This is a genomic window from Marinoscillum pacificum, from assembly GCF_024714495.1.
GTDB classification, from domain to species: domain Bacteria; phylum Bacteroidota; class Bacteroidia; order Cytophagales; family Cyclobacteriaceae; genus Marinoscillum; species Marinoscillum pacificum.
In genome coordinates this window covers 407,339-428,363 of record NZ_JAMZMJ010000002.1, presented here as the reverse complement: position 1 = coordinate 428,363, position 21,025 = coordinate 407,339, and the positions used below count along the sequence as shown (strand labels likewise).

The 21,025-nt window shown below is 39.6% G+C and carries 25 protein-coding genes; 13 read left to right on the top strand and 12 right to left on the bottom strand.

The features are described 5' to 3' along the window. Positions 1-20: 20 nt before the first annotated feature. A complete protein-coding gene (locus NXS00_RS08705) occupies positions 21-1,049 on the bottom strand; it encodes a quinone-dependent dihydroorotate dehydrogenase (protein WP_258098777.1) in 1,029 nt (342 codons plus the stop codon). Positions 1,050-1,269: 220 nt separating this feature from the next. Here NXS00_RS08705 and NXS00_RS08700 point away from each other — a divergent pair, with 220 nt between their 5' ends. After that, positions 1,270-1,443 carry a hypothetical protein gene (locus NXS00_RS08700; protein ID WP_258098776.1) on the top strand — a complete coding sequence of 58 codons (174 nt, stop codon included), beginning with the start codon at positions 1,270-1,272 and terminating at the stop codon, positions 1,441-1,443. A 49-nt stretch (positions 1,444-1,492) separates the two neighbouring features. Here NXS00_RS08700 and xerD read toward each other — a convergent pair whose 3' ends face one another. Continuing rightward, positions 1,493-2,392, bottom strand: a complete 900-nt coding sequence (xerD, locus tag NXS00_RS08695; RefSeq protein WP_258098775.1) for a site-specific tyrosine recombinase XerD — start codon at positions 2,390-2,392, stop codon at positions 1,493-1,495. A 52-nt stretch (positions 2,393-2,444) separates the two neighbouring features. On the opposite strand from xerD, the gene aroQ reads away from it, so the two are divergent. After that, positions 2,445-2,861 carry a type II 3-dehydroquinate dehydratase gene (aroQ, locus tag NXS00_RS08690; RefSeq protein ID WP_258098774.1) on the top strand — a complete coding sequence of 139 codons (417 nt, stop codon included), beginning with the start codon at positions 2,445-2,447 and terminating at the stop codon, positions 2,859-2,861. After that, the gene (locus NXS00_RS08685; RefSeq protein WP_258098773.1) at positions 2,861-3,910 is read left to right on the top strand and encodes an aminotransferase class V-fold PLP-dependent enzyme; all 1,050 of its coding nucleotides are present in this window, start codon (positions 2,861-2,863) and stop codon (positions 3,908-3,910) included. The genes aroQ and NXS00_RS08685 overlap by 1 nt, the downstream gene beginning before the upstream one ends. Positions 3,911-3,978: 68 nt before the next feature. On the opposite strand, the gene NXS00_RS08680 is transcribed toward NXS00_RS08685, so the two are convergent. After that, positions 3,979-5,292 carry a tetratricopeptide repeat protein gene (locus tag NXS00_RS08680; protein WP_258098772.1) on the bottom strand — a complete coding sequence of 438 codons (1,314 nt, stop codon included), beginning with the start codon at positions 5,290-5,292 and terminating at the stop codon, positions 3,979-3,981. Positions 5,293-5,383: 91 nt separating this feature from the next. On the opposite strand from NXS00_RS08680, the gene NXS00_RS08675 reads away from it, so the two are divergent. From NXS00_RS08675 to NXS00_RS08665, 3 genes are all read left to right on the top strand, one after another. Beyond that, the gene (locus NXS00_RS08675) at positions 5,384-5,953 is read left to right on the top strand and encodes a MarC family protein (protein WP_258098916.1); all 570 of its coding nucleotides are present in this window, start codon (positions 5,384-5,386) and stop codon (positions 5,951-5,953) included. Then, the gene (gene rnhA / locus NXS00_RS08670) at positions 5,954-6,424 is read left to right on the top strand and encodes a ribonuclease HI (protein ID WP_258098770.1); all 471 of its coding nucleotides are present in this window, start codon (positions 5,954-5,956) and stop codon (positions 6,422-6,424) included. A 124-nt stretch (positions 6,425-6,548) separates the two neighbouring features. Next, positions 6,549-7,313: a tRNA1(Val) (adenine(37)-N6)-methyltransferase gene (locus tag NXS00_RS08665; RefSeq protein ID WP_258098769.1), complete on the top strand. Its 765-nt coding sequence runs from the start codon at positions 6,549-6,551 to the stop codon at positions 7,311-7,313. A 1-nt stretch (position 7,314) separates the two neighbouring features. On the opposite strand, the gene NXS00_RS08660 is transcribed toward NXS00_RS08665, so the two are convergent. Further along, positions 7,315-7,701: a group III truncated hemoglobin gene (locus NXS00_RS08660; RefSeq protein WP_258098768.1), complete on the bottom strand. Its 387-nt coding sequence runs from the start codon at positions 7,699-7,701 to the stop codon at positions 7,315-7,317. Positions 7,702-7,910: 209 nt separating this feature from the next. Between NXS00_RS08660 and NXS00_RS08655 the strand changes: the two genes are divergently transcribed. Further along, positions 7,911-8,552 carry a PKD-like domain-containing protein gene (locus tag NXS00_RS08655; protein WP_258098767.1) on the top strand — a complete coding sequence of 214 codons (642 nt, stop codon included), beginning with the start codon at positions 7,911-7,913 and terminating at the stop codon, positions 8,550-8,552. Positions 8,553-8,607: 55 nt separating this feature from the next. Here NXS00_RS08655 and NXS00_RS08650 read toward each other — a convergent pair whose 3' ends face one another. The 4 genes from NXS00_RS08650 to ubiE all read right to left on the bottom strand — a co-directional run bounded on the left by NXS00_RS08650 (position 8,608) and on the right by ubiE (position 12,192). After that, positions 8,608-9,933: a saccharopine dehydrogenase family protein gene (locus NXS00_RS08650; protein WP_258098766.1), complete on the bottom strand. Its 1,326-nt coding sequence runs from the start codon at positions 9,931-9,933 to the stop codon at positions 8,608-8,610. 74 nt (positions 9,934-10,007) lie between these two features. After that, positions 10,008-10,754 carry an SDR family NAD(P)-dependent oxidoreductase gene (locus NXS00_RS08645; RefSeq protein ID WP_258098765.1) on the bottom strand — a complete coding sequence of 249 codons (747 nt, stop codon included), beginning with the start codon at positions 10,752-10,754 and terminating at the stop codon, positions 10,008-10,010. After that, positions 10,751-11,521 carry a type IX secretion/gliding motility protein PorT/SprT gene (gene porT / locus NXS00_RS08640; RefSeq protein ID WP_258098764.1) on the bottom strand — a complete coding sequence of 257 codons (771 nt, stop codon included), beginning with the start codon at positions 11,519-11,521 and terminating at the stop codon, positions 10,751-10,753. The genes NXS00_RS08645 and porT overlap by 4 nt, the downstream gene beginning before the upstream one ends. Next, positions 11,470-12,192: a bifunctional demethylmenaquinone methyltransferase/2-methoxy-6-polyprenyl-1,4-benzoquinol methylase UbiE gene (gene ubiE, locus NXS00_RS08635; protein ID WP_258098763.1), complete on the bottom strand. Its 723-nt coding sequence runs from the start codon at positions 12,190-12,192 to the stop codon at positions 11,470-11,472. The genes porT and ubiE overlap by 52 nt, the downstream gene beginning before the upstream one ends. 60 nt (positions 12,193-12,252) lie before the next feature. Here ubiE and yihA point away from each other — a divergent pair, with 60 nt between their 5' ends. The 3 genes from yihA to NXS00_RS08620 all read left to right on the top strand — a co-directional run bounded on the left by yihA (position 12,253) and on the right by NXS00_RS08620 (position 13,848). Beyond that, a complete protein-coding gene (gene yihA, locus NXS00_RS08630) occupies positions 12,253-12,861 on the top strand; it encodes a ribosome biogenesis GTP-binding protein YihA/YsxC (RefSeq protein WP_258098762.1) in 609 nt (202 codons plus the stop codon). Positions 12,862-12,924: 63 nt separating this feature from the next. After that, entirely contained in the window at positions 12,925-13,404 is a 480-nt protein-coding gene (locus tag NXS00_RS08625; RefSeq protein WP_258098761.1) for a DUF5606 family protein, read from the top strand. 27 nt (positions 13,405-13,431) lie between these two features. After that, positions 13,432-13,848, top strand: coding sequence for an acyl-CoA thioesterase (locus NXS00_RS08620; RefSeq protein WP_258098915.1), 417 nt, complete (start codon positions 13,432-13,434; stop codon positions 13,846-13,848). Between the two features lie 66 nt (positions 13,849-13,914). Here NXS00_RS08620 and NXS00_RS08615 read toward each other — a convergent pair whose 3' ends face one another. The 3 genes from NXS00_RS08615 to NXS00_RS08605 are packed head-to-tail and all read right to left on the bottom strand — an operon-like array spanning position 13,915 to position 17,365. Beyond that, positions 13,915-15,753 (bottom strand): hypothetical protein, encoded by a 1,839-nt coding sequence (locus NXS00_RS08615; RefSeq protein WP_258098760.1) that lies wholly within the window; start codon positions 15,751-15,753, stop codon positions 13,915-13,917. A gap of 18 nt (positions 15,754-15,771) precedes the next feature. Beyond that, positions 15,772-16,746, bottom strand: a complete 975-nt coding sequence (locus NXS00_RS08610; RefSeq protein WP_258098759.1) for a FecR family protein — start codon at positions 16,744-16,746, stop codon at positions 15,772-15,774. A gap of 55 nt (positions 16,747-16,801) precedes the next feature. Beyond that, positions 16,802-17,365, bottom strand: coding sequence for an RNA polymerase sigma-70 factor (locus NXS00_RS08605; RefSeq protein WP_258098758.1), 564 nt, complete (start codon positions 17,363-17,365; stop codon positions 16,802-16,804). A gap of 70 nt (positions 17,366-17,435) precedes the next feature. Here NXS00_RS08605 and NXS00_RS08600 point away from each other — a divergent pair, with 70 nt between their 5' ends. The 3 genes from NXS00_RS08600 (at position 17,436) to NXS00_RS08590 (ending at position 20,015) form a co-directional block, all read left to right on the top strand. Then, positions 17,436-17,750: a hypothetical protein gene (locus NXS00_RS08600; RefSeq protein WP_258098757.1), complete on the top strand. Its 315-nt coding sequence runs from the start codon at positions 17,436-17,438 to the stop codon at positions 17,748-17,750. A 223-nt stretch (positions 17,751-17,973) separates the two neighbouring features. Then, positions 17,974-19,236: an LVIVD repeat-containing protein gene (locus NXS00_RS08595; protein ID WP_258098756.1), complete on the top strand. Its 1,263-nt coding sequence runs from the start codon at positions 17,974-17,976 to the stop codon at positions 19,234-19,236. A gap of 41 nt (positions 19,237-19,277) precedes the next feature. After that, positions 19,278-20,015: a hypothetical protein gene (locus NXS00_RS08590; RefSeq protein ID WP_258098755.1), complete on the top strand. Its 738-nt coding sequence runs from the start codon at positions 19,278-19,280 to the stop codon at positions 20,013-20,015. On the opposite strand, the gene fbp is transcribed toward NXS00_RS08590, so the two are convergent. After that, complete coding sequence (gene fbp / locus NXS00_RS08585) at positions 19,995-21,002, bottom strand: class 1 fructose-bisphosphatase (protein ID WP_258098754.1); 1,008 nt, start codon at positions 21,000-21,002, stop codon at positions 19,995-19,997. The two genes, NXS00_RS08590 and fbp, sit on opposite strands and share 21 nt — an antisense overlap. Between the last annotated feature and the right edge of the window lie 23 nt (positions 21,003-21,025).

Sequence of the window (21,025 nt, the reverse complement as noted above, 5' to 3'; positions counted from 1 at the left end):
AAAGGAGATTGACTCCATCATCAAGCATTTTCTAAGATTGCCTTTTTGATCTCCTTGATAAGTCCTGGTCCTCTGTAAACCAGGCCACTATATACCTGAACCAGATTCGCACCAGCTTGGAACTTAGCTACTGCATCTGCTCCAGACATAATTCCTCCAACAGCTATGATTGGAATGTTCTTGTTTCTTTTTCTTAAATACTTAATTACTTCAGTAGACCGCTCAAATACCGGAGCGCCACTCAATCCACCAGCACCAATTTCTTCAAGTGATTTGTCTGATTCTTTCAATCCACTACGGTCTATTGTGGTATTGGTAGCAATTAATCCATCTAAATTAATAGTTGTAGCGATATCTATGATATCATCTAGCTGAGAATCGGTCAAATCCGGTGCAATTTTCAGCAAAATAGGCTTTGTTACCGTTTTCTTCTCATTAGCGGCTTGAAGGCTTACCAATAGTTTGGTAAGAGGCTCTTTTTCCTGAAGCTCACGCAATCCCGGTGTATTTGGAGAGCTTACGTTCACCACAAAGTAATCTACCACAGGGTATAATTTCTCAAAGCATTTCAGGTAATCGCTGGTTGCTTCTTCATTTGGTGTAACCTTGTTCTTGCCAATGTTTCCACCAATGATGATATTTCTTGGCCTGTTTTGAAGATTGTCAAAAGCGGCATCCATGCCTTCATTGTTGAATCCCATGCGGTTAATTAGCGCATGATCTTCTTTCAATCGGAATAAGCGAGGTTTAGGATTGCCAGGCTGTGCTAATGGTGTAACCGTCCCGATCTCTATAAAACCAAAACCCATCGCTTCAAACTCATGTATGTGTTCTGCATTCTTATCAAAACCTGCAGCTAGTCCAATTGGGTTCTTAAATTTCAATCCAAATAGTGTTTGCTCCAGGTTTGGATGCTTATAGTCGTAAATGGATTTGAAGATTGGCTTAACCAAAGGAACCTTGAAAAGCCCTTTTAGCATGCCCGTTGTAAAGTGATGTGCCTTTTCGGCCGACATCTGAAAAAGAAATGATTTGGCTAATTGATACATTCAGAAGATGGAATCAGGTTTTGAAGCAGCGCAAAAATATAGGATTTAATAATGAGGTCAAGAGCTTTTAATGCTTGATTTGCTTCTGATTGAAAATCAGCGTTTTGCAGATTAACTCAGGAATATTCCCTCTCACCGAGTGATAATACCTATTCTTCGAATGTTTACATCCTTTCTTTCTTTAGTTATGTAGAATTACATAACCAAATTGTGGGTCCTTATGACAGCTTTAGACACCATTAAACAGCAAGTGAGTCAATTACCAACCAATGAATTGTACTCTCTGAAATCGTTTCTGAATCATGAGATCATCCAGGAGAAAATCATGGATGTTCAGCGCAAGCAAGGAATGCAGGAGATCAGAACGGCGCTAAAATCGGGTTATCAATTTTAAGATAATTCGTTTTGAAGGATTTGTCTGAGACTGGAGCACACGCTGTGCTTCAGCTTCTTGGATGAAATTCGTTAATTACCTGCTTCAGGTAGTCCCTATCCAGATGTGTATAGATTTCTGTGGTGGTGATGGATTCATGACCCAGCATTTCCTGTACCGCTCTGAGATCGGCACCACCTTCTATTAAATGTGTTGCAAAGGAGTGCCTAAAAGTATGCGGGCTAATATTTTTCACAACTCCAGCTTTCAGAGCCAGATCTTTGATGATTGTAAACACGCTCACTCTAGAAATTCTCGAACCACGCAAATTCAGGAATAGATAATCCTCTTGTCCTTTTTTGATATCCTGATGTATACGGACTTGATCCTTGTATATTTTGATATACTTCAGAGCGGCTTTACCTACCGGCACTAATCGTTCTTTGTTGCCTTTACCAATAATTCTGAGGAATCCAACATCATCATAAATGTTGCTGATTTTTAGCTCTATGAGTTCGGATACGCGTAAACCAGAGCTATAAAGTGTTTCTAGCATTGCACGATTTCTAGCTCCGGCTTCCGTGGATAAGTCTATTTCCGCAAGGATCCTTTCTATTTCATGGAATTCGAGCGTGTCAGGCAGCTTGCGCCCTATTTTTGGGGATTCGAGCAATTCAGAAGGATCTTTCTCGATTAGCTCTTCGTAGATCAAAAACTTATAAAAAGATTTGATGCCGGAGAGTATTCGAGCCTGAGAGTAGGGGGACATGCCCAGTTCATTGACGAACTCTACAAAATTGATTAAGTCATTTTGCGAAACCTTGAGAGGACTTAACGTTAAGTTTTTGATTTCGAAAAACTGTCTTAATTTCGTAATATCATGCAAATAGGCATCGATGGAATTATCTGCAAGAGATCGTTCCAGTTTTAGATAGCTTCGATATTGCTTGATATATGTTTCCCAGCTCACGGAGCGAATTTACGAGAAATGAATCTAGGCGCAAGCCTTTACCCAGACCATCATGAAGATAATCATTATCAACGGACCAAACTTGAACCTGCTAGGTACTCGCGAAACAGACATTTACGGAAGTCAGAAATTTGAAGAATATTTCGAGACCTTAAATGGAAAGTTCGAGGATATAGACCTGGAGTACTTCCAATCCAATCATGAGGGGGCTTTAATTGATAAACTGCACGAGGTAGGATTTTCATACGATGGAATCATCGTCAATCTTGCTGGGTATACACATACATCTGTGTCTCTGGCAGATGCCATTGCTGCCATCAACGTACCTGTGGTAGAAGTGCATATTTCCAATATTCATGCGAGAGAAGCATTTAGAACTCACACATATACAGGAGCAAAGGCAAAGGGAATTATTTCTGGCCTTGGCTTAAAAGGGTATGAGTTGGCGATCAATTACTTCAAAGGATAATGAATCAAGCAAACTTTTATCCCGGACCTTCAAGAGTATATTCTAACATTACTGAATACATCTATGAAGCTTACATGGAGGGTTATATGTCCATTAACCATCGTAGTGAGCAGTTTATGGAGCTTTACCGCAATGTGAAAGCAGAATTGCGAACGAAGCTTCTCATTCCAGAAGACTATGAAATCATTTTCACTTCCTCAGCTACAGAGTCATGGGAGATCATTGCACAATCCCTGACAGTCAAAGGAAGTCAGCATTTCTTCAATGGAGCATTTGGAGACAAATGGGCGAGTTATGCAGCAGAGTTGACTGCTGTAACAAAAACTCACTTTGGAGTAAATGAAAAACTACCAACTGGAGATATCGCTGAAAATGTAGATGTACTGTGTGTGACGCACAATGAAACATCTAATGCGACAATGGTTTCAATGGATAGTATGAGAATGCTGCGTTCTGAGAATGAAGGAAAGCTCATCGCTGTAGATGTGACTTCTTCTTTTGGTGGAGTGCAGCTAGATTATTCGTTGGCAGATATTTGGTATGGGAGTGTGCAGAAATGTCTCGGATTACCTGCAGGTATGGGCTTTATGATCTTGTCGCCAAAGGCTATTCATCAGGCAGAGAGTATTGGCGAGAATAAGCGATATAATAGTTTGGTTCGATTGCTGGAAAATGCGGCTAAAGATCAAACATCCTATACGCCAAATGTGCTGAGTATCTACTTGCTATACCGAACTCAGCAGGCTTCCAAAGGAATAGATTATGTTGCTGAGAAGCTTGCCAATCGCATGAACTCTTACACTGATTTGTTTAGTAAAACAGAGGGGATCAGTTTTTTGGTGGAGAATGAGAAGTTAAGATCATCTACTGTACTGGCTCTTTCTACGAACACACCCGGCAAAATCAAAGAAAAGGCACTTGAGCGAGGAATTATCCTGGGAAGTGGATATGGCCCATGGAAAAAATCAACATTTAGAATAGCGAACTTCCCTGCCTTAAAGACAAAAGAGGTTGAGAAGTTAATGGCATTTTTTGCCAAGTACTATTAAGCATAAAAAAGAGGCCGGCTCAAATACTTTTGAGCCGGCCTCTTCTCATTTAAAGTTATTTTAAAGGATTAATTACGTCTTTTGATCGTTACCGATTCGTTGATCCAACAATCCACAGTGAGTTTTTGTCCTTCTTCATAGCTTTCGCTGAATATCTCCTCGATTGACGGGAACTGAGCTTCAGCTGCAGCCATTTGCTTCGTGTTCCCAGCTTTTTGATACATTTCGTAAGCAGCTAAAAATACTCCACGATCTTTCACGCGAGATTCACCACCCTTGCATTCTTCAAAACTTACAAAGTACAAGTTTCCTATCAAGTTGTAAGCTTCAGCAGAACCAGGTTTTACGCTCAATGCTTCATAAGCCAAAGAACGAGATCTTCTCTTGTCACCTTGTTTGAATGCTACAGAAGCTAAGCCCATGTAAGCATCAAACTTCTGCTCTGGATCCTCTGTAAGATCTTTTGCTTTGCCGTAATACTCAGTGGCCTTAGCGTAATCATCAGATCTGTAATACTTATCAGCTAAAGCTTTAGCTAGTGAGAAGGAAGGTTCAGTAGTAAACAACACTTCTCCTGCTTGTACGAAGTATGGCTGATCTGAACACTTTGCTGTTAATGAATAGGAGAAAATTTTCTTAGCCGTGTTCACATCATTTGGATTGGCCTTCAATTTCGGAACCAGATTTTCCTCAATGAAATCACAGCTAATCAAGTTGCTTCCCAATGAACTAAGGAATGCATCAATTTTATCTTGCTCTTTGCTGAGTTTATCTTTATTCCCGCCAGTTGAAATTTTCTCTTCTATAACCGACGTGATTTTGGTATGAATATCGAGTACATCAGTCGCTGGCAATTCATCTGGCTTCGACTTATAATAATAAGTTGCCAGAGTCATATATGGCGTTAAGTTGAAATCTGAGATGTCATTGGCGCTAAAGCTGTATAGTTTGTCATACAGTTCTTTCAGCAATGCATACTTGGAAGGAACTTTGTAATACATTTTGAAAGCGGAATAGGCTTTACGATCAATTACAGACGCTTCATCTCCGAAGTATTTGATTCGCATGTCATACGTCCACAAAAGAGAATCTCTCAAAACCTGTGCTCTTTTGTCAGATACACCCTTTTCTATTAAGTTGTCGATGATTTTAGGGCCATCCTGATAAATCGATTCGTGCAGATCTGGTGTGTTGGCATACAACCACTGTACACTCTGCCAGCATTCTTGCCATTTGTCAGTTGTCATTAGCAGTTTGTAATAAGCCTGCTTTTCTTTGGCCATGTCATGCTTTTCAGGGTCTTCTGGCCAATTCCAACCACTTTGAGCTGTGGCAGCAATAGTCAATAATAGACCCATACTTAGTCCTACTAGTCTAAACATTAGAGATTGAGTTATTTTTTAGCAATTTGGTTAAAAAAGATTCATCTTGGCAAGCATCCCAATTAGCTTTGCGTTAAAATTTTCAGGACGAGTGTTCAATTTTAAAGAAATTCTTTCGGTTTCACTGATTCTTTTTTCAGTAATAGACATTCTAGGTAGTGTCCCGATCATCATTGATTTACGTAAAAAGGCCGGACATGTTCAGTCTGAGAAGGCAACTTTAGCCTCAGGACTGTTAATGGTGCTTTTTTTATTCCTTGGAGAAAGCATTTTAAAGCTTTTTGGGATCGATATTGGGTCTTTCGCAATAGCTGGTGGGTTGATTATGTTTTTTATTGGTTTGGAAATGGTACTTGGTATTCACTTCTTCAAAGCCGATGAATCAGATCTTTCTTCTTCATCCATTGTTCCATTGGCCTTTCCATTAATTGCGGGAGCTGGGACTTTGACTACTTTGATCTCACTAAAAGCCATTTACGCGACACCAAATATTTTGGTAGGAGTACTATTAAATTTATTGTTCGTTTATCTAGTGTTGAAGACCTCCGGTTGGCTGGAAAAGAAGATTGGTACGGCTGGTTTCAATGTATTCAGAAAAGTATTTGGCATTATCTTGTTGTCTATCGCTATCAAGATTTTCAAAACCTATTTATTCCAATAAATGATTACGATTTACACAGACGGAGCAGCAAAAGGAAATCCCGGACCGGGTGGATATGGAGCTATTCTAGACTACAAAGGAAAGCGTAAAGAGCTTTCTGAAGGATTTAGAAATACAACCAACAACAGAATGGAGTTGCTTGCTGTGATCAAAGCATTGGAGGCTATCAAAAAACCAGGATGGAATGTTCTGGTTTACTCTGATTCCAAATATGTGGTGGATGCTGTGGAGAAAGGCTGGCTTGCTGGATGGGTGCGCAAAGGATTTAAAGGGAAAAAGAATCCTGACCTCTGGAAGCGCTACCTGGAAGTAAGCAAGCCTCACAATGTCAAGTTCCAGTGGGTAAAGGGGCATGCAGGTCATCCGGAAAACGAACGATGTGATGAGTTAGCGGTAGAGGCAGCTGAAAGTTTTGATTTGAAGATTGATCATGAATTTGAAGCCAATCAGGAAGATACAGGAATGTTCTAAAAGATAATACCACCCCAAGCACTGCAGAGCCAATCTCACAATGCTTAAAGGTGGTACCCAACCAGCTACATAAATTTCTTTCCACCAATTAAGGGCAATTGGATCAGGATTTAAAATAAATGTTGTGAACGACACGATTTCTGTGGAGTTTGACATAGGGCATTGTAAAATGAGGAAGAAAAACACGTTTTTCCAGTTCAAACAGTTTAAAATAGATCAGAGACAGACCGCTATGAAAGTGACTACCGAAGGGTGTATTTTCGGTGCATGGGTGGCACGTCAACCTATATCTGCTGAGCGTGTTTTGGACATTGGAACAGGAACTGGTTTGCTATCTTTGATGCTCGCTCAAGAATTGGCAGAAGCAGAAATTCACGCTGTAGAAATTAATGAGGAGGCTGCTAGTCAAGCCCGGCAAAATTTTAAAGAAAGTTCGTGGAATAGGCGGCTGTCAATACACCAGCAAACGATTCAAGAATTTCAGAATGTAGGAAAGTTTGATCTAATCATTTCCAATCCACCTTTTTTCAAACAGTCGCTTAATTCCCCAAAGGCAAATGTGAATCTGGCTCGTCATGATGACAGTCTTTCACAACAAGATTTGATCGATGCAATTAAGCTGAATTTGAGCCAGGAGGGGCGGGCCTATATTCTTTATCCTGAGAGAGAGGCAAATAGTTTCAGACAGCTTGCAATTGCAGAAGGACTTTGTCCTGTAGAAGAACTTACTGTTTTCAATTCACCGGACTCAAAAATTTTTAGAACCATTATGGCCTATACCAAACAGGAGAGTAGTCTGGAGAAGTCTGATCTGGTGATTAAAGATGCGGAAGGGAATTATACTGCAGATTTTGTTGAGCTTTTAAAGGAGTATTATTTGCATTTATAAGTCATTTCTGGGAACCAAATCTACTGATGTTATAAAGCATCATACGCGCGATATTACCTGCTCGATCTTTTGCTTCTTCTGCTTTGCGACCTTCGAATAACTCATCTACTGTGATAGTAAATAACTTGAGCCATTCGGTAAATTCTACATCTGTCATGTCGGTAAGTCTGCTCAATGCATAGTGTTTGCGCATTGGGTTACCAACAAACGACTTTTCTCCAAGCAGCATACTCGCCCAAAAAGCATACATCTGAGGAAGGTGAGCATCCCAGTTGATTTGAGCTACTTTATCGAATATAAAACCGATGACTTCATTGGCTCTAACCTTCTGATAAAAGGTATTGACTAATAGCTCAATGTCTTCTCGATTTTGGATGTCTGGTTTCATTGGAGAATAATGATAGAAGTAAAGTTTCTAATTTGAAGATAGACGGAATTGAGTTTAAGAAATAGTAAATTCAAAATTAACTTAACGCATATAACTGAATGGATAATTGAGGTTACAACCTGTTTTGTGATAATTTATTTTATTACGAAGCCGTTTTGAGGTAAAAATAGGTTATTATTACGTTGTGTGAAATAAGAAAGATAATGATTATGAAAAAGCTAAATTTATTATCAGTTGGATTGATTTTTATTGTTTTTGGCTGTACGACAAATGGAATTGATGAGCCAATTATTCTTGAAGAAGCTTCAGCATTAAATGATCCAATAAGTTGTGATATTAATGGGTTGGAAAATGTTTGCGCAGGAAGTACTCGTACATATACTTTTAAACCTACATCATATGTTCCAACTAGTTTTTCTTGGCAAGTTGTAAGTGGTAACATGTCAATTGTAGGTAGTCAATCATCTAACTCTGTGACAGTTCAATTTGCAAGTAATTTTACCACAGGAAGACTGGAAGGTACTGGAGGGAATAGTAATAATGAAAGTTGTACAAATTTTATCGATATTGATAAAATTGTGGATCCTACTTCAACACCTCAATTGAGTGGCTGGGAATTAATTCCAGGCTATCTTCCGAACAAGAGAACTCACTGGGAGTATGAAATAACTAATCCAATCTCTGGAGTTGTATATAACTGGTATGTCAACGGAATTCAGCAGACTCATACTGGTACAGGATTTTTGTATGGAGCTTATTGTGGTCAAACAACTTCTGTATATGCTCGAGCAAATTACACGTGTTCTTCTAAAACAAGCAATGTGGTAACTATGTATCCTCATTGCCCATAAGTATTTGTATTTAAATAGCTTACAGTTTAAGTCAGCTGTAAGCTATTTTTCAAAATTATCCGATCTCCCGCTCACTAAACTCAAATCCCATTTGTTCTAATTCATCAAGAATTGGTTCATAGATTTCCTTAATGGTTGGGATGTTTACGCCAGTAGTTTTTAGTTTTCCTTGCAATACCAATTTGGCAGCGATCGCAAGAGGTAAACCTACGGTTTTGGACATAGCTGTGTTCACACTATCATCTCCAACAGCTACCATGTGAGATTGGATCTCTTTAGGTTGACCATTGTCCAGATAATTGAACTTGTGCCACATGACAATCATGTCTTTATCCTCAGCGTCCAGCGTCCACTTTTTCTTTAAGATGTGCTCAAGTATTTGTGCTGGTGTTCCTTTCTCTAGACCAACGAGCTCATCAGTAAACATGTCCAGCCATTGCATCTTGAACATCTCTTCTGACTCCATCCCGATGTTCATGTAATGAGCTAGTTTCAGCTCCACCGAATCATGAGGGTTGTACTGAAGGAATGAGTTGATGAACTGTCTGTGAGTCATTTCACTCACGTTTTCCATATAATAGGTATCGTCAGTCGCTCCTAGCTGCACAAAAATGTTCCAGGCTTTGCAATATCCAGGTCGTCTTAGTGTGCCTCGATATAGGGTTTTTATTCCTCTTAGTCCATACAAGTCCAGATACTTGAGAGAATCTCTGTTGGCATATCCTTCAAAGTAGCCATAACCAGGCACGTGAATTACTTCCGTTCTGGCAAACAGTCGCTGATATGGGATGTACTTGTAGCGATCTTCCTGAATGAATTTAACATTGCCGGTTCCTGCCAATACAACGTTTCTTGGGTTCCAGGTAAACTTGTATTTCCATGGATTTTCCATTTTATCATCATTGGCAAGTAGTCCGCCGGTAAATGTCTCGAAAGCAGTCAATTCATGACCTTCAGACTTTATACGATCCAGCACCTTCATGGCAGACATGTGATCAATACCCGGATCTAAGCCGAGTTCCATGATGCACTGTTTGCCTTTTTCGGTGAACTGATCTGAGAGTGCTTTGATGTCGTCAGATACATACGATGCTGTAAGCATGTCTCGGCCTACTTCTACGCAGATTTTCGCAACGTAAATATGCAGGCTTGCTGGAATCATACTGATGACCAGATCTGCTTTTTCTATTTCTGCTTTGGACTGCACATGATTCATGATGTCAAATGCAATCACCTCTGCTTCAGGGAATTTCTTTTGGGCTAGAGCGGTATCCTGCTCTCCGATGATGACTTTCCAGTCATTTTCAGAGGCATGCTCCAGTAGATAATTGATCAATGAGGTAGAGGAGCGTCCTGCTCCTAAGATCAAAACGTGCTTCATAAAGGTTTTCTAGATGTTTGGGTAATGTTGTTGCCGCAAACCTAATTGAAGCATTGACTATTGCAAGGGGCTGCTTAGCTTTTCTTATTTACCATAGTTGCAGATGCCTGCGCAGATGGGAAAACGAGCATATCGGCAATGTTGACATGGGCTGGACGGGAGAGAATGAATTCAATTGTCTCTGCGATATCTACAGCCTGCAGCGCATCAAATCCCTGGTACACTTTGTCTGCTTTTTCTTTGTCCCCTTTAAATCTTACTTCAGAAAACTCTGTTTGGACGAGACCTGGCTTGATCTCACTTACTTTGATATTGTGAGGGTTAAGGTCCAGGCGCATGCCTTGAGAAATGGCATTTACTCCAAATTTTGAAGCATTGTATACATTGCCATTTGGATAAGCTTCTATTCCGGCAATAGAACCGATATTGATGATGTGTCCTTTTTTACGTGATACCATTCCAGGAATGATGGCCTTGCTCACATAAAGAAGTCCTTTCACGTTGATGTCAATCATAGCATCCCAATCATCTACGCTTCCATCTTGAATCGGAGCTAATCCGTGTGCATTGCCAGCGTTATTTATCAGCACATCAATTTCTTGCCATTCTGCTGGTAAGCTTTCAATTGCTTGATTTACTGCTTCACGATCACGAACATCAAAATTCAATGTGATGACTTCCGTATCTAATTCATTTTTTACCTGATCAAGTCGTTCACTTCGACGACCAGTAATGATCAATCGGTATTTCGGTGCTAATATTCTTGCTGTTGCTTCTCCTATTCCACTAGTAGCTCCGGTAATTAACGCGATTGGTTTCATTTCTTTTTTCTATTTCTCAAGTAGGATGGACCACCTTCAAAAGTGATGTAGAAGGTGATGTTCTGATAGGTCAATTTTTTAAGTGCTTCATCATAGGAGTTTGGTTCTCCACCGGTAAGCATATTTCTGAATCCCCAGGAGTAGCGCACCTCAGGGGAAAATTTGAATAGTGGAAAATACAAATCAAATCCTACTCCAGCATCAATAGCCATGTTAATATCTCTGAGTCGTAATCTTTCTCTTGTATCTAGCTCATCTCCTTTACCAGATGCTTCAATAGAAGGGCTAAATCCTCCTGTTACGTACATGGCTACATTGCCTCTTCTTGCTGATTTGTACTTCAACATTAGTGGCAACTCCACCATGGTGGCGTCCTTCAATTCAGTTCGTGATGTTCTATCTCGGTAGCGGTAGGTAAGGTTCTGCTCATAAAAACCTACAGTCGGCAGCACTCGGAAACTCAAATAGTTTAAAAGTGCCATGTCCACCACGAAGCCTACTTTCCAGCCTGGAAGTGCTCCTGGAACTATAGAGTGTAGAGTGTCAAAGGCATCTGTGGTGTAAGCATCTGAATATTGAATTCTGTATTTAGATTCATGAATTCCAATTAAGAAACCATAGTGAATCCATTCCTGGTCATAATCCAGTAGGTTTTCAGCTACGTTGTTCTGAGCTTTGGCAGGAGTTGCTAGAATGAATAGTAATCCAAGGACAACTACTTGGTGCCAACGTATATGGAACTTATTCCTAGAGTTAATGGCTTGCATTTAGTTTCTTTAAAACCAACCTTATCTAAAATTTGTAAGAAATTCTTTCCGTCTGGAAACTCCCGTACTGATTCAGGTAAGTAGGTATAAGCAGCTTGGTCTTTTGATATTGTATTGCCTATTTTAGGTAAAATCCACTTAAAATAAAAACTGTATAGCTGCTTGAAAGGGAACATTTTCGGCTTAGAAAACTCTAAAATCACCGTTTTTCCACCAGGTTTCAATACGCGGTGCATGTCCGATAGTCCCTTTTCCAGGTTTTCAAAATTTCGTACCCCAAAGGAAACGATCACTGCATCGAACTTATTGTCTTCAAATTGAAGTTGCTCAGAGTCACCGGAGAATAATTCGATCTTATCAGAAAGACCTTTCTTCTTCATTTTTTCTCTTCCCACAGAAAGCATTCCTTCGGAGATGTCTACTCCTGTTACTTTATCTGGGTTTAAGGCAAGTGCTTCTATAGCAAAATCACCTGTTCCTGTAGCAATATCAAGGATTTGCTTAGGTTGATCCTTCTTGAGCATCTTGATCGCTTTCTTTCTCCAGGTGATGTCAATCCCCATGCTTAAGAAGTGATTTAGGAAATCATATTTCCCACTGATGCTATCAAACATGCTGGCAACCTGTTCTTTCTTGCTGCCCTGCTTATCTTTGTAAGGTACTACCGTCATAATTGTTTGCAATATTAACCCATTAACAGCGCGTTTTCCTTTATTGTTAAAAAATATTCCATGAACCCAATCAAATCTGCGGAGTTTGTAAAAAGTAGTTCGAGAGTAGAGGAGTGTCCTTCGCCGGATAGACCGGAATATGCTTTCATCGGACGTTCCAATGTAGGTAAGTCCTCATTGATCAACCTACTCACCAATAATGGTAAACTGGCCAAGGTGTCTTCCAAGCCTGGAAAAACTCAACTCATTAATCATTTCATGATTGATAATACCTGGTATCTGGTCGATTTGCCCGGATATGGATGGGCGAGAGTGAGTAAAAAGAGTCAGGCAGAATGGAAGAAGATGATCAGCCGCTATTTTCAGGAAAGAGAGAATCTGACTATGGTGTTTGTGTTAATTGACTCGCGTCATGATCCACAGCAGATAGATCTTGATTTTATCAATTCATTGGGGCAGTCTGGAATTCCCCTGGGATTGGTTTTTACCAAAGCAGATAAGAACGGAGTAACAAAAGCTCAGTCCAGTGTGGCAAAATTCAAAAGAACCCTGAAAAAAGAGTGGGAGGAGCTGCCTCCCGATTTCTTGACATCTACAGTTTCTGGTTTCGGAAAGGATGAATTAATTCAATATATACGTGATGTCAATGCTGGACTATCGCAACATTGATTTTGCGATTAGTTGCTAATGGCTATTTTTGCCGTCTCATAAGATATAGACTTATAATTACATATGGATTTTAGTGAAGTAGCATCAGTATCCGGTAAAGGCGGATTGTACCGAGTAGTATCACCAACCAGAACAGGTGTGATCCTCGAGACTTTAGATGATTCTAAAAAGAAGATGATTGCCAACATGCAATCAAAAGTTTCTATCCTTTCGGATATTTCGATCTATACAACTGATGAAGAGGGCGCTGTTCCTTTGAAAGATGTAATGGTGAAAATTCATAAAGAATTCAATGGAGATACTGGTTTGTCATCTACTTCTGAAGGTGATGAATTGAAGTCTTTCTTGAAATTCATCTTGCCAGAATATGATGAAGAGCGTGTATATGTTTCTGACATCAAGAAGTTGGTAACCTGGTACAACTTATTAGCAGCTAAGCTTCCAGAACTATTCGAAGAACCGAAAGAGGAAAAGGAAGAAAAAGCAGAGAAGAAAGAGAAAAAGGCTCCTAAGAAGTCGACTAAAAAAATGGAGGAAGAATAATTGGAGCCTTTTAAGCAGGAATTTCAAGTGATATGGGCGGATCTAGATCCAAATGCTCATATGAGGCACACCGCATACAATGATTATGCGGCGCAAGTGAGAGTAGGATTGTTTGATGAGCTCAACTTGCCTTTAGCAAAGTTGGTGGCTTCGGGTTATGGTCCTATTCTATTTCATGAGGATACATCATTCAAGAGTGAGGTATTTATGAATGAGCGTATCACTGTGACATGCACAGCTCAAGCTTTTAGAAAAGACTTGAAAATCTGGAAATTCCGTCAGGATGTTTTGAAGCAGAATGGCAAGCTTGCTTGTACTATTATAGCTACTGGCGCATTCATGGATTTGAAACAACGCAAGGTAGTGGTGCCTCCACAAGAAATTATCGATATGCTGGAGTCAATTCCTCAGGCGGAAGATTTCTACTGGTTGGAAAAAGAATAAATTGAAATCAAAATATTTAAAAGGGACATGTATCTGATGCATGTCCCTTTTTTATTTTGTCCGAATCTAGATTCGAATACCTACGTGATATCCAATCCAGAGTTTATAATTAATGTTTTGGTATTCGTTCGTGGTTTCGTAAAGTGGTTTTGGAGTAATGTCAGAACCAATCACACCTGACTCAGGATCCATGTGCTCAGATGCCATAAAGTTAAGAGTTGGACCTGCAAAGATTCCAAAATCTCCTAGATGGAAGCTTGGGAGTAATCTGAATCGACTTAGGAGATTGAGTTCGAAATCACTGAATCCTCCATTGGGAAATTCATCCTCTACTACATAATAGGATATGATGTCGGTGTTCAATCTGACATCTCCACGTCCCCATTGACTACCAAACCCATAGCCATATGCCCATCTATTTTTGTAATCTGTTTCATAGGAAAACGCGAAAATGTTGTGGAAATGAGGTGCGCCTACTTTTAAGGCCATGTTGGCTTGGAAGTCGTCTGAGTAGAACACTTCCAAATCAAAGTAGCCATTTCGTTTTGCCAAACAGAATAGACCGATTGGTGTGCCGTGCATCTCATCACTAATATTGATGAGTCCAATTTGGACACCTTTTACCTTTTTGGCGATGTTCAGGAAAGGTGCTATTTGAGCACCCTGGATATCACCTGCTCGGTTGATAAAACCAGAGACTTGAGCTCCATATATCTTACCTGCTTTATTATATAGACCTGCAACTTGAGCACCATTCATTCGAGATACGTTGTTCACAAGGCATGATGCTTGAATTCCGTTCATGGCCCAGGCAGAGTTGTAAATTCCTGACAGTTGACCAAAACGTGATCTTCCATACGAAATATTGGTAATTCCGGCGGCTTGAAACCCGCTTTCTGCTCCTTTAGAAATGTTGCTGATTCCAGCGATTTGAGCGCCAAGGTTTCGATCATAGCTGATGTTTGCAATACCTGCAGCTTGAACCCCTTCAAAGTCATACCAGGTAATATTCGTGATTCCGGCAAACTGGCCACCATTCATGCTTCCATTGACAAGGTTGGCTACACCTGAAATTTGTATGCCATCTGCATTGCCCTTGATGATACTTGCCACACCAGCGAATTCAAACCCTTCTAAACCTCCAGAAAGTCCTGAAATGAGATGGAATGATAGGTTGTTTACATAGTTTTTAGCATTGTACCCATTGGTGCTAAACGGGTAAAATAGTCCTGCATGAGCGACTCTTGTTTTAAGAGGTTCTTCGTCAATGCTATCTTCTTCCTGGCTGAATAATCGCTGAATTGGCCCGGGATCTTCATATTCAATAACCTCTTCTTTTTTATCTCCAGACTTATAAGTGATTAGGACTCCCGAGCCTGGATTGTATCGCTTTACGGGAGCATATTCTTCCTGAGGGTCTTCTTCAGCTATGGAGAATTCTTCTAATTCTGGACTAGGTTCTGTTTCAATTTGATCCGGTTGAGTTCCTCCTAAAACGATGTTTTGATTTGGGTTCTCTGAATCTTCTTCTGGTTCTGGATTTTCCTCTTCTTCAGGAATGGTATCTGTCGGTAAGACTTTAGATTCATCCTCAGCTATTGGAGTAGCTTTTTTGATGATGATCTTTCCGGATTTCGAAATATGATCATATCCAAACCCATCGAGCAGATTGGATAGAGCGTGATCTAGGCTGATTCCTTCAAAATCTACATCCATTTTATTGCCAGGCAAGTCATTATTTAAGTAAGAAAACGAAACATCATATTTATCGGAGATAAGTTTCAGTATTTCCTCCAAAGATTTATCAGTAGCCTTAATACTGATGGACTGGTTTAAGTCCTGACCGAATAGGTATCCGGTCAGGCTTAGTATTAGCAAAAATGTGAGTATTGAGTTTTTGATCATGATTTTTTGATTAGGCTTTTAGTTGCAAGGAGATCCAGAAACCTGGAAGCCTTGATTCGTTTGAGTTATTTTGAGATTTCCTGTTAGTTCTAATATTTCCAGTACTTCGTCCAGTGATTGATTGTCAAAAGAGGTGGTGAAGCGGCAGTTCTGGAGGTTGTTGCTGACTTCTATGTTGGTCTGATAATATTCTTCTAATGTTTCGAATAAGGTAGATGCTGGCGTATTGTTAAAAGCCAGTTTATGCGTCTGCCACGATCGGTAATTTTCATCCTGAACCTCACTGGTGGTTATCATTTGAGCCCTTTTGGGTGTGTATTCGGCCTGTTTTCCTGGAGTTAAGAATACGGTCTGTTTCATATTGATTTCACTGAAAGCAACTTTTCCTGTGGTCACTTGTATAGCTACTTGTCCATTAGCTTTGGTCTCCAGATTAAAAGAAGTTCCAAGTACTTGAGTTTTGGTGTTGGCACTGAACACGGTAAAAGGTTGTCCATTTCTTTTTGCTACTTCAAAGAAGGCTTTTCCAGAAAGGTGTATTTCTCTGTTATCCAGAAAATTGTTTTCATAGTAAATTGAGGTTCCAGGACTTAGCCAGATCATCGATCCATCAGGGAGGTCAACTTTTTTAATATCATTCTGAGCTAATTCAGTTATCTGACTGGGTTGAAGAGTATAAAGAAACCAAGCGGTGATACTTGCTGCTATTAATAGTGCAACTACAGCAGCGTATTTCCATGGATTTACTGGTTGAGGTCTCTGTCTAAATTGTCTCTTGATCTCAACCTGCTTTAGTGCTTGATTTACATTGGGTGTAAATTTTTCAGCACTTGGAGTAGTCTTTTCCCAAAGCTTTTTAGTTGCCTCAAAAAGATCTTGCTCTTCTGGACTAGCTGATATAAGCCAAAGTTCAAATTGCTTCGTCTCTTGTTCGCTCATATTGCGAGTGAGGTAGCTGGCTATTTGCTCGTATGTGTGGTTAATTTTTGTCATCTCTATTTACCTAATCGATAAATGAGCGATGACCCTACTCGACTGTTGAGATTTTTTATAAAAACTTCATAAATATGATCAGTAATAGGGTGGTGAGGTGTTCGTTTAGAGAAACACGGAGTTGCTGAAGTGCCTTGCCCATGTGTTTTTCTATAGACTTAACGGAGAGGTTCAGCTGTTCTGCTATCTGTTTGTAGGAAAGTTCTTCATACCTGCTTAGCGTGAAGATTAGTTGTGTTTTTTCAGGAAGGGATGCTATCGCTAGTTGGATTTTTTCGTTTAGCTCTCGTGATAAAATAGTCTCATCTGTTTGCTGTGAGGTAGCAATCTTCTCATTGGAGTCTGTTTCTAATTGGTAAGTTTTACTGCCGAGATATTTTAAAGCTGCATGATAGCAGGAGCGTTTTAAATAATAAATGAATCGATCTGTGATTTCAACATCGTTTTGTTTTTCCCACACTGTAATAAAAACTTCTTGAACCAGATCTTCAGATAGTGATTCATCTCTCAAAAGCTTATTGACATCATTGCATAGCATGCTGTAGTGCTCTCGAAAGAGTTGAGCAATCCGGTCATCATTGGATTGGGCTTGTCTGGATGAAGAATTAATTAAGGTCATTAAGCGATAGTCTTCCAAATCTATTGAATTGGTCGAAACTGTGAATTTACATGTCTAGTTTTACAGTTCTATGAGTGAAAAGAAAATTATAGCAATCAGTCGAGAATTGATCCAAAAAGATTTTGGCTTAGAGGAAAAAATTATTCTCGATGATGAAAATAATGAAGAGCAACTGATTAGTCATTTGATCAAAGTAGTAAAGTACCTTCTGGATCATGACTTTGAGAGGCTATTGAACATCATGTATCGCATTGACCTTCCCGAAAATAGGGTAAAAAATGTTTTAAGTACAAGTAGTCCTCAAAACCTCGATAGAGAGCTCTCAGTGATGATTTTGGACCGTGAAAAGAGCAAGGCAACCACAAGAATTCAATATTCCAAATAATTTATTGAAAATTCTTCTACCCAAAATTGGGTATTTTCATTTACCTGTTTTACATTTGGGTATTAGTTAATCATTATGGCGGTGAATGCCCTGCAGCTATCCTAGTTGTGGGGCTTCTTTTTTATAGGCGATCCAACCCTCGTACCGTTTTCTTCGTTTTTTAATTCCAACCATAATAACTCATTGAGTGTCTCGTTATTATGTCGCCTAAAACGCCAAAACTATGACTCGTCTAACAGTAGTATTTTTTGCCTTGGTAGGAATTGTAGCAATGTCCTGCGAAGATGATTTCGGAAAGAAAACAGTTACCTACACCAAAGCCTCCGCTATTTATGGTGATCTTGATGAATTAAGAGCTACCCCTTTGGTTGGTTTGCCTCGTGAAATCACGGACCCTGGTAAGATTTTCGTTCATGATAATTTGATCCTTGTAGGAGAGGAAGGATATGGAATTCATATTATAGATAATTCAGATCCTCAAAATCCAGTGCCTAAGTCATTTTTAAATATTCCTGGTAATAGAGAGTATTTTGTTTCTGATGGTTACTTGTACGCAGAAAGTATTTATGACATGCTAAAGGTAGATATTAGCAATGTAGCTGATCCAATAATAGAATCACGTGTGAATAATGCGTTTTTGGAGACCATTTACGCTAATGATGGACGTGCAATCATAGGGTTTGAATACAAAGAAATTACTGAAGAGCTAAGTTTAGATGATCCTGTATTCACTTACGATACACATGATAATGTCTACTACTATGATATTGATAATGCTTTGATTCCACCTTCTTCTGTTCCAGCTTCTTTTGCTGGAAACAGTAGTAATGGTATTGGTTCGGTCAATAGAATCATTGAGTATGATGATCATGTATATGCTGTAAGTAGAGGTAACCTGAATATTTTCACAACAGATGTAGGGTTTGAACAAGTATTTAGTCAGAACATGGGATCTAATATGGAGACAGTTTTCCCGATGGGAGATCGTCTATTTATTGGAACAAGTAATTCTGTAGATATCTATGATATTAGTGATAGAGAGCAGCCAATGTGGTTGACTGCTTATTGGCACATGACTTCTTGTGATCCGGTATTGCCTGTCAATGAAACTACTGCTTATGTAACCTTAAGAACTGGGGAGTTTTCAGAATGTCCAGGTGATGAAAACGAATTGTTAGTTATCGATATTGAAAGCAACGAATTTGTTACTGAGATTCAAGAAATCATTATGGATAGCCCATTTGGAATGACGCTGATTGGTGATGATTTGTATGTGGGAGAAGGTGAAAGTGGCTTAAAGGTGTTTGATGCTTCTGACAGAAGATCTCTTGTATTGAAAGAGACGATCAACGACTTTTCTGCGTATGATGTAATGGCTCATCCAAACAGATCGGATATATTATTGATAGCTACACCAGATGGTTTGGTTCAATATCAATTAGATAATAACTTCGATCTATTGCTTATCAGTAATATTCGGTTTTGATTAGACAGCTCTTTATTATATGCTGCTTGTGCTTGATAGGAATGGGGCTTTCAGCACAAGCTTCTCCACCAGAAAAAGCACTCGTGACCTATCATGATGGGTCCTATTTTGTGGGTCATATTTTGCAAAGAAATGGTCCTATTTGGGATTTTAAACTTTCCACAGAGGATACCATTCATATAGAAGTTAAAAAGATCGTTGACTACTTGTCAGCTTCTGAAGTTTTCTTCTATAAGCATAGACGTTATCATACTAAGAAAAGCTTTTTTGCAGGTACGAGTTTGGCTTTCCATGCTGGATGGGAGTCAAGTATTCAATGGGATGGAACTCTTGGAATGTCTCTAAGCGAAAAGTTTGATATTGGAGCTGGAATAGGTATTTCCGGACACGATCTGGATATGGGTGATGATTGGGTTTACAATGACTTTGTAAACTTCTTTGGGTACGGTCGCTATTATTTGAATGAGCGAGCCATGAGAATTTATGTGGATGCCAAAGCGGGATATGCTGCTCCCATAAATGTGTGGGATGAAAGCCATACTGGAGGTGTTTATATACAGCCTGGTGCTGGAGTGATTATCGCCTCTAAAAACTATTTCAAATGGCATTTTGGACTATCACAATACATACTTCATACCAAGGGAGAAACCACCTCTTGGGGATTCCAGGGGAATGCCATAGAGGTGGATTATGATATTTGGTACAACAGGACTGTGTTTCAGTTTGGGGTTACCATGATGTTATTGCCTAGGGAGTTATTAGGCTTCAGCCTTTTCTAAACTGACAAATTCCAAAACCTTCTCTACCATATTTTTTGATCCTATGTAAAAAGGAGTTCTTTGATGAAATGTGGTAGGTTGGATTTCTAAAATACGTTGCTCACCATCAGTCGCCATGCCGCCGGCTTGTTCTGCTATAAACGCTAGTGCATTGCATTCGTAAATAAGTCTCAACTTGCCATTAGGAGCTTTTTTAGTATTTGGGTATAGATAAACCCCACCTTTTAACATATTCCTATGATAGTCTGCTACCAATGAGCCGATATAGCGTGCTGTTAATTCCTCTTTTTTGCACCAGTCAGTATACTGCTGCATCGATTTGTCAAACTGATGATAACTCCCTTCGTTGATAGAGTAGATATTGCCATCGTCTGGGCACACCATGTTTGTATGAGATAGCACAAATTCACCCAAAGAAGGCTCTAAAGTAAATCCATTTACTCCATGACCAGTCGTGTAAACAAGCATGGTAGAAGAGCCATAAAGGATGTAGCCTGCAGCCACTTGTTCAGTGCCTGGTTGAAGAATGTCCTCTTCATTGACTGGTCCACCAACGGGCGACTTACGTCTATATATAGAGAAAATAGTGCCGATAGATACGTTTACGTCTATGTTTGATGATCCATCTAGGGGGTCAATTGCCACGATGTATCTACAGTTTGGATTGAGGTGTACGATTTCCTCATCTTCTTCGCTTACTACAGCACATACTTGACCTCCATTGCGTAAAGCTCTGATAAAACGTATGTTAGCGATCACATCAAGTTTTTGTTGATCTTCTCCCTGAACATTCTTGGATCCGTATGCTCCGGCAATATCGAGAAGGCCAGATTTATTAACCTCGCGGTTAATGATTTTACCTGCAAGTGCTATATCTCTAAGTAATTGAGAGAGCTCACCTGTTGCAAACTCAAACTCATCTTGTTTTTTCTTGATAAAACGATCAAGAGTGGTGCCGATCGGTAGACCTAGACTATTTTTGTTCATCTGTTGGATAGTGTTATAGCAGT

Coding starts and splice junctions, on each gene's coding strand:
- NXS00_RS08705 (WP_258098777.1), bottom strand. CDS start 1,049: ATGTATCAATTAGCCAAATCATTTCTTTTTCAGATGTCGGCCGAAAAG.
- NXS00_RS08700 (WP_258098776.1), top strand. CDS start 1,270: ATGACAGCTTTAGACACCATTAAACAGCAAGTGAGTCAATTACCAACC.
- aroQ (WP_258098774.1), top strand. CDS start 2,445: ATGAAGATAATCATTATCAACGGACCAAACTTGAACCTGCTAGGTACT.
- NXS00_RS08685 (WP_258098773.1), top strand. CDS start 2,861: ATGAATCAAGCAAACTTTTATCCCGGACCTTCAAGAGTATATTCTAAC.
- NXS00_RS08680 (WP_258098772.1), bottom strand. CDS start 5,292: ATGTTTAGACTAGTAGGACTAAGTATGGGTCTATTATTGACTATTGCT.
- rnhA (WP_258098770.1), top strand. CDS start 5,954: ATGATTACGATTTACACAGACGGAGCAGCAAAAGGAAATCCCGGACCG.
- NXS00_RS08660 (WP_258098768.1), bottom strand. CDS start 7,701: ATGAAACCAGACATCCAAAATCGAGAAGACATTGAGCTATTAGTCAAT.
- NXS00_RS08655 (WP_258098767.1), top strand. CDS start 7,911: ATGAAAAAGCTAAATTTATTATCAGTTGGATTGATTTTTATTGTTTTT.
- NXS00_RS08650 (WP_258098766.1), bottom strand. CDS start 9,933: ATGAAGCACGTTTTGATCTTAGGAGCAGGACGCTCCTCTACCTCATTG.
- NXS00_RS08645 (WP_258098765.1), bottom strand. CDS start 10,754: ATGAAACCAATCGCGTTAATTACCGGAGCTACTAGTGGAATAGGAGAA.
- porT (WP_258098764.1), bottom strand. CDS start 11,521: ATGCAAGCCATTAACTCTAGGAATAAGTTCCATATACGTTGGCACCAA.
- ubiE (WP_258098763.1), bottom strand. CDS start 12,192: ATGACGGTAGTACCTTACAAAGATAAGCAGGGCAGCAAGAAAGAACAG.
- yihA (WP_258098762.1), top strand. CDS start 12,253: ATGAACCCAATCAAATCTGCGGAGTTTGTAAAAAGTAGTTCGAGAGTA.
- NXS00_RS08625 (WP_258098761.1), top strand. CDS start 12,925: ATGGATTTTAGTGAAGTAGCATCAGTATCCGGTAAAGGCGGATTGTAC.
- NXS00_RS08615 (WP_258098760.1), bottom strand. CDS start 15,753: ATGATCAAAAACTCAATACTCACATTTTTGCTAATACTAAGCCTGACC.
- NXS00_RS08610 (WP_258098759.1), bottom strand. CDS start 16,746: ATGACAAAAATTAACCACACATACGAGCAAATAGCCAGCTACCTCACT.
- NXS00_RS08605 (WP_258098758.1), bottom strand. CDS start 17,365: ATGACCTTAATTAATTCTTCATCCAGACAAGCCCAATCCAATGATGAC.
- NXS00_RS08600 (WP_258098757.1), top strand. CDS start 17,436: ATGAGTGAAAAGAAAATTATAGCAATCAGTCGAGAATTGATCCAAAAA.
- NXS00_RS08595 (WP_258098756.1), top strand. CDS start 17,974: ATGACTCGTCTAACAGTAGTATTTTTTGCCTTGGTAGGAATTGTAGCA.
- NXS00_RS08590 (WP_258098755.1), top strand. CDS start 19,278: ATGGGGCTTTCAGCACAAGCTTCTCCACCAGAAAAAGCACTCGTGACC.
- fbp (WP_258098754.1), bottom strand. CDS start 21,002: ATGAACAAAAATAGTCTAGGTCTACCGATCGGCACCACTCTTGATCGT.